Source organism: Luteococcus sp. (assembly GCF_043424415.1).
Taxonomy (GTDB): domain Bacteria; phylum Actinomycetota; class Actinomycetes; order Propionibacteriales; family Propionibacteriaceae; genus Luteococcus.
Map to the genome: position 1 here is coordinate 1 of NZ_JBHWOO010000154.1, position 6,630 is coordinate 6,630.

The window sequence follows — 6,630 nt, forward strand, 5'->3', positions numbered from 1 at the left end:
TGGGGCAGCCAGTGGCGATGCCTGCACTGGTGGGCATCGAGATGTGGGAGCGGTTCAGCTTCTACGGCATGCAGGCCATCATGGTCTTCTTCCTCTACCACCAGGCCAGCGACGGCGGACTGGGCCTCGACCGCGCCCAGGCCACCGCCCTGATGGGCGCCTACGGCGGGGCCGTCTACCTGTGCACCATTGCCGGTGGCTGGGTGGCCGACCGCGTGATGGGCGCCGAACGCACCCTGCTGGCCGGGGCACTGTGCCTGGTCGCAGGACACCTGGCCCTGTCCGTCCTGGACGGAGGGCGCGGCGTGGCGACCGGCATGGCGCTGGTGGCCGTCGGGTCGGGGGCGCTGAAGACGGCCGCGATCACCGTGCTCGGCCACGTCTACCCCCGCGAGGACGAGGCCCGACGCGACACCGGCTTCCAGTTCTTCTACCTGGGCATCAACATCGGCGCCCTGCTCGGTCCGCTGCTCACCGGCTGGCTGGCCGCCCGCCACGGCTACCACGTCGGCTTCGGTGCCGCGGCCGCCCTGATGGTGCTCGGCCTGGCCCACTACCTGCTGCTGCGGCCCCGGCTGCTGGCCAGCCTGGAGCCGTCGGTGCGCACCGCGGTGCAGCGCCCCGACAGCCCACTGCCGCGTCGCCGGGCCGCCGCCACCGTCGCCCTCGCACTGGCCTTCGTCGCCCTGCTGGTGCTGGCCGTGGCCACCGGCCGACTGCCGTTGGGCAGCCTGGCCACGCTCCTGCTCGCGCTCACCGCGGGCGCCGCCGTCGCGCTCTTCCTGCGGATCTTCACCTCGCCGCGGGTCAGCGCACCGGAGCGGCGCCGGGCCGCTGCCTTCATCCCGCTCTTCCTGGCATCAAGCGCCTTCTGGTCGGTGCTCAACCAGACCTATGGCGTCTTCGCCGTCTACTCCGATGTGCGGCTGGACCGCCACGTCGGCGGCTTCGAGATGCCCGCCGCCTGGACGCAGTCCTTCAACCCGGCCTACATCCTGCTGCTCTCGGCGCCGATGGCGATGGTGTGGACGCGCCTTGGGCAGCGCAGCCCCGGCTCGGCCACCAAGATGTCGCTCGGGGTGTCGATCTCGGGCTGCGGGATGCTCTGCCTGCTGCCCTTCACCGGCGGCGGCGCGGGGTCGATCCCGGTGCTGGCGCTGGCCCTGGCGGTACTGGTGATCACCCTGGGCGAGCTGCTGGTGGGCCCGGTGGGCATGTCGGCCACCGCCTCCCACGCCCCGACGGCCTTCCGCGCCCGCTTCTCGGCGCTCTACTTCCTGTCCATGGCGCTGGGCACCTCGTTGGCCGGCGTGCTGAGCCGCTGGTACGACCCGGAGCAGGCGGCGGTCGAGGCACGCTACTTCCTGGCCTGCGGCCTGGGCGCGGTGGGCATCGGCCTGGCGACGGCCGTGCTCACCCGCATCCTTGCCCGGCCCCGGCAGACGCCCTCGTCGCCCGCACCGACGGCACCGCTGGCCGGGACGGCCTCCCCTGCCGCCTGAGCAGGCTCGGCTCAGGCAGGTGGCTGCATCGGGCGGTCGTGCTCCCCGTCGGGACCGACCAGCGCCCAGTCGACCACCTTCGTGGCGACGGCCCCCAGGCCAGCCTGGCGACGCACCGTCGCCGTCCCGGTGGGCAGCTGCAGCATCTCGCGGGCCCAGGCGGGCAGCAGCGCCTTGCCGCCGGCGATCACCATCCGGTAGCCGGGCCTGGCCACCAGCGGCAGTGGGGCGCGGTGGGTGAGGAAGTCCACCACCTCGAGGGCGTCGCGGGTGCAGGCCAGTTCGGGACGGAATGCCTCAAGCTGGGCGTCGAGCTCGGCGACCGTGTGCGGCAGCCCGGTGGCACCCAGGCCCTCACCCGCCTGCGCCGATTGCGCGACGTAGAGGTCGGCCTCGACCGGGGTCAGCGTGCCGCCACCCCAGCGTCGGTAGGCAGTCAAGAAGCTCCACGTCTCGGCGACATGCACCCAGCGCAACAGGTCGGGATCGTCGGCCCGGTAGGCATTGCCGAAGTCGTCGGTGCCGGCCACGCTGCGGTGCACGGCGCGCACCAGGGCCAGCTGGGCCTCCACCTCGGGCAGCGGCGCATAGGTGGTGACGGCGATGTGGTGGCTGATCCGCTGCAGTCGCCCCCAGGGGTCGGACTGGTAGTTGTCGTGCTGGGCGACGGCGGCCATCGGCCCGGGGTGCAGGGACTGCAGGAAGAGTGCACAGACTCCGCCTGGGTACATCGCACCATCCTGGTTGACACGCCAGATCGGGTCCTCGGCACTGAATCGTCGCTCGCCCTCGGCGCCCCAGATGCGCCAGGCGCGTTCGGCCGCGTCGGGGCCGGCCACCTTGGAGCGCAGGAAGGCGGAGACATGGGAGCGCAGCAGGTCGGGTCGTGGCATGCACCCAGCATGCACCCAGCGCCACCCAACCCGGACGGCACGAGGCCAACGGCGCGGCGCCGCGGGGCCACGGCGGGCCCGGACACGCACTCGGGGCGCGGCGATCATCGCCGCGCCCCTGAATGGTGCATGTCCATCATGTGCCCGCTGTTCTCGTGCCGAACGCGGATGCACGTGTCGAACCCGCATGGGTCCGTCCCCGTCACGATCGGGGCGTGGGTGACACCCTGCCGACCGTGCCCGACCTCGGCGACGTGACGACCTGGAGGGTCGCAGTTCCTCACTGTCACGTCCTGCATTGGTGCGAGCCACAGGCCTGCCGTCCCCCTACCATCCGTAGGGCGGACCGCTCCTTCGATGACGAGCCACGACGAGCAGTGGGGAATGTCCTCACGTGCCGTGGTGCGTTCCCCGATCTGCCGGCACCCCCTGGTGCCGCAGGCCAGAAGCCTCCAAGAGCTCCCGCCATCGTCCTGCGTGAACATTCAAGCACCTGCAATCCCTTCCGTCATGGAGGACCACGGCTTCCTCAGCTGTCCTGCAGGAATGGGTCACACGTCCAACAAGGCGCCTCGGTCCTTCCCGGACCTACCACTGGGTAGGATTTCTGCACCGTCATCCTCCGAGCCGAAGAAGCCCGCCCTCCATGACCACCGTCACCGCTGCCCGGCAGCCCTCCCTCCAGGCACGCCGCGCCCGCGCGGCCGTCGCCACCCTCTTCTGGCTCAACGGCGCGACGATCGCCTCCCTGGTCCCCCGCTACCCAGAGCTGCGCGACCACCTGGAGCTGTCCAACACCTTCTTCGGCCTGGCGATCGCCCTGGGGCCGCTCGGCGGCCTGGTCGCCGGACTGCTCACCTCGCGCGTGATGCGCGCCACCAGCTCGGCCGCAGTGGCCTCCTGGGCCCAGGTGGGCCAGATCATCCTCTTCTGCATCGTGCTCAACTCCCCCACCGCCTGGGTCTTCGCCCTGGCCGTCATGCTGATGAGCGCCACCGACGTCTACACCGACATCGCGATGAATGCCCACGGCATGCGCGTGCAGAACCTCTACGGGCGCTCGATCAACAACTCCTTCCACGCCTGGTGGAGCCTCGGTGCGGTCAGCGGTGGCCTGCTGGGCTCCTTCTTCGCCGGCATCGGGCTCTCGCTGCCGATGCACGCCCTGGCCAGCGGCAGCCTGATGCTGGCCATCAACCTGGGCCTTCGCCCCTTCCTGCTCAAGGGCCCCGACCCGGACGTCGTCGAGGACCCCCAGACCCCCGCGCACGGCGTGCGGATCCCGCGCAACCTGATGGTGCAATTGGTGGCACTGGGCCTGGTGGGTGCCTTCTCGGCCAGCATCGAGGACTCAGGCTTCACCTGGAGCGCCCTCTACCTGCGCGACTCCCTGGGGGCCGAGCCCGCCGTGGCCGGCATGGGACTGGTGGCCCTGGTCGGCGCCCAGACCATCGGCCGCTTCACCGGCGACCGGCTCGTCGACCGGCTGGGCGACCGAGGAGCCGCCCGCCTGGGCTGCACCGTCGCCACCCTGGGCATGGGGCTGGCACTGCTGGTGGGCACCATCCCGCTGACCCTGTTCGGCTTCGCCTGCGCCGGCTGGGGCGTGGCCACGATCGTGCCGGCGGTCTACTACACCGCCCACCACATGCCCGGCCTGCCCGCTGGCTCCGGGTTGAGCATCGTCAACTGGCTGCTGCGCCTGGCCTTCTTCGTCGGCCCTCCCCTGGTCGGCCGACTCTCCGACGTGGTGGGCTTCCGCACCGCCCTGACGGTGATGCCGCTGGCCACGGGCATGGCCCTGCTGCTGTCCGGGGTGCTGGCCGCGCACCGGAGTGACGACGACGTGGAGCTGCCGGCACAGCCCGCCACCACCCAGTGACAGCTTCCACGCCGGCACGACGGGTGGGATTCACCGGGCCGTCGCCACTCGTTCACCTCGACGTGGCGCCGGCGGCATGTGGGACGCGTTCACTCTTCAGTGAACCCACAAGGAGAACACCATGAGCGTCCTGACCCTCCCCCGCATCAGCCCGCGCATCACCAACCGCCAGCAGTCCTCGACGGTGGCCCCCAGCTCCACCTTCGACCTGGCGCTCCAGGGGGCCACGATCGTCGCGCGACTGCACAACCGCGACCAGCGCGCCCTCGACGTGCACGCCCGGTCCTTCACCCTCGAGCACACCCCCGCGGTGCACGTCGTCGAGCCCGGCGCCGAGATGACCGCCTGCTGGCAGGCCAGCGGCCGCTACGACCTGGGCCTGCACTCGGTCCACGGCACCTACCGCCGCATCAGCGGCACCACCGGCGCCCCGCAGGCCGAGGCCAAGCTGCGGGTGCGCGGCGGCCAGGTCGTGCTCTCGGTGCGCAACCCCGGCTGCGAGAGCATCGAGGTCGAGGTCTGCGACGGAACTTCCAGCCGCCGGGTGCACCTGCGCCCCTTCGCCCGCCGCCGCCTGTCCGTCGCCACCCTCGACGGCGCCTACGAGGTGCGCCTGCAGGTCGTCGACCAGGACGCCAGCCAGGTCCTCGCGGGCCACCTGTGAGCCCACACCCCCGACCGGGAGGGCCGGCACGTACGAGGGCCCCGTCGATGACGGGGCCCTCGTGCGTGGCGGGATGTCTCAGCCCATGTCAAAGAAACGCTGGATGCCGTCGAAGACCATCTGCGTGCTGATCATCACCAGCACCATGCCCATCAGGCGCTCGATCGCGAGCAGCACCCGCTCACCGAGGATGCGCTCCAGGTAGCCCGAGAGGAACAGGATCGCGGCCGAGGCGGCCCAGGCCATCAGGACCGCGGCCAGCCAGACGGGCCAGCGCCCCGGGTCCTGGCTCACCAGCAACACCTCGACGGCGAGCAGCGACGGCCCGGCGGTGTAGGGCACGGCCAGCGGCACGATGAAGGGCTCGTCGGACAGGCTCACCTCCTCCAGCGTCGTCTCCGGGGAGGGGAAGACCATCCGCACGGCGATCAGCATCAGGATGATGCCGCCGGCCGCAGTCAAGGCTTCAGGAGAGACCTGGATGAGGCCGAGCAGGCCCTGGCCTGCGAACAGGAAGGCCACCATGATGGCGAGGGCGATCAGCAGTTCACGGGCGATCACCCACTGCCGGCGCTGCGGCGCCACCTTCTTGACGGCGGTCATGAAGAAGGGGATGTTGCCCAAGGGGTCCATGACGAGGAAGAGCAGCGTCACCGCCTGCATCAGAGACATGCAACCTCCACACTTCTTCTCGCTCACCTGGCAACCGAAGGGTAATCCACCACACAAGCCCGCACCAAAGCCGAAATATTTCACTCACAGCCCATCCCACGACCAAGTCATCCTCCCACCCCGGCATCGGGGGCCACGGTGATCGGGCGCGTATCGCGTGGCGCAGGCGCTGTGCGGAGCACTCCATGCCACGATGACGTGGTGGAGGGTTTCGGTCAGGCGCTGCGACGCCAGCGACAGGCACACGGCCTGCGCCAGAAGGACCTGGTGGAGGCTCTCACCCCGTCATCGCCCGCTCCACCCTGGCCAATGTCGAGGTGGGGCGCGAGCGGCCCTCGGCACGGCTGTGCACGGCGATCTGCCAGGACCTGCCCGAGTGGGTCGAGCCGCTGCAGCCGTGGTTCGATGCCGCCCACCACGTACAGGGCGGACCCCCCTTCGAGCTCAGCGGCCCCTTCGAGATCCTCGAGGCCACCTACGCCTACACCGTCCGCGACCAGCGTGCCCCCGAGGAGATCATCCAGGTCCACCGGGTCAGGACGCCGGCCGACGGCGCCGACGGCGCCGACGGCTGCGGGCTGCAGCTGCGCAATGACAGCGGCCACCTCGGGCTGGAGACCGAGGCGCTGTGGGGAGGCGGGATCGAAGGCCACAGCCGCGCCGTCCACGAGGGGCGCAGCCGCCACCTGACCCGATTCCACTTCGACAGGGCCCTTCGTCGTGGGCAGGTGCACGAGTTCGCCACCCGCGCCTGGGTGGACCACGAGGAACAGGCCGCCCAGATCGCCGTGCAGTTCACCCGCCCCACCGAGCAGGTGGTGCTGACCGTCCACTTCCTGGGGCCACGCCCCACGGCAGCTACACCGCCCGGCTCGAACGGCGCCCGCTGGGAGCCGTGCAGGGAATATCGTGGACCTGGTGACCACCCAGCGACGAAGGATCCTGCAGATCGGCGGCGGGCTCGCTGTCGCCGCCCTGGCCGGCTGCACCCGCCCCGCCGACGGTCCCACCCAGAAG

6 protein-coding genes are annotated in these 6,630 nt (G+C 71.1%); 4 read left to right on the top strand and 2 right to left on the bottom strand.

Features of this window, described 5'->3' with window-relative positions; all coding sequences use genetic code 11:
- Positions 1-1,502 (top strand): peptide MFS transporter (locus tag ACHFFZ_RS09420; protein ID WP_394276381.1); only part of this gene is annotated, 1,502 nt, incomplete at its 5' end.
- 11 nt (positions 1,503-1,513) lie between these two features.
- Here the strand turns inward: ACHFFZ_RS09420 and ACHFFZ_RS09425 are convergent.
- Positions 1,514-2,395, bottom strand: coding sequence for an oxygenase MpaB family protein (locus ACHFFZ_RS09425; RefSeq protein ID WP_394276382.1), 882 nt, complete (start codon positions 2,393-2,395; stop codon positions 1,514-1,516).
- Positions 2,396-3,041: 646 nt separating this feature from the next.
- On the opposite strand from ACHFFZ_RS09425, the gene ACHFFZ_RS09430 reads away from it, so the two are divergent.
- Together ACHFFZ_RS09430 and ACHFFZ_RS09435 are read left to right on the top strand one after the other, a co-directional pair.
- Positions 3,042-4,277, top strand: coding sequence for an MFS transporter (locus ACHFFZ_RS09430; protein ID WP_394276383.1), 1,236 nt, complete (start codon positions 3,042-3,044; stop codon positions 4,275-4,277).
- Between the two features lie 121 nt (positions 4,278-4,398).
- The gene (locus tag ACHFFZ_RS09435; RefSeq protein ID WP_394276384.1) at positions 4,399-4,941 is read left to right on the top strand and encodes a hypothetical protein; all 543 of its coding nucleotides are present in this window, start codon (positions 4,399-4,401) and stop codon (positions 4,939-4,941) included.
- Positions 4,942-5,019: 78 nt separating this feature from the next.
- Here the strand turns inward: ACHFFZ_RS09435 and ACHFFZ_RS09440 are convergent, their stop codons facing one another.
- Entirely contained in the window at positions 5,020-5,613 is a 594-nt protein-coding gene (locus ACHFFZ_RS09440) for a MarC family protein (RefSeq protein WP_394276385.1), read from the bottom strand.
- A 317-nt stretch (positions 5,614-5,930) separates the two neighbouring features.
- Here ACHFFZ_RS09440 and ACHFFZ_RS09445 point away from each other — a divergent pair.
- Positions 5,931-6,630 (top strand): hypothetical protein (locus ACHFFZ_RS09445; protein WP_394276386.1); only part of this gene is annotated, 700 nt, incomplete at its 3' end.

What these genes read in the sequence shown, in the direction of transcription:
- ACHFFZ_RS09425 (WP_394276382.1), bottom strand. Translation starts at nt 2,395, where the DNA reads ATGCCACGACCCGACCTGCTGCGCTCCCATGTCTCCGCCTTCCTGCGC.
- ACHFFZ_RS09430 (WP_394276383.1), top strand. Translation starts at nt 3,042, where the DNA reads ATGACCACCGTCACCGCTGCCCGGCAGCCCTCCCTCCAGGCACGCCGC.
- ACHFFZ_RS09435 (WP_394276384.1), top strand. Translation starts at nt 4,399, where the DNA reads ATGAGCGTCCTGACCCTCCCCCGCATCAGCCCGCGCATCACCAACCGC.
- ACHFFZ_RS09440 (WP_394276385.1), bottom strand. Translation starts at nt 5,613, where the DNA reads ATGTCTCTGATGCAGGCGGTGACGCTGCTCTTCCTCGTCATGGACCCC.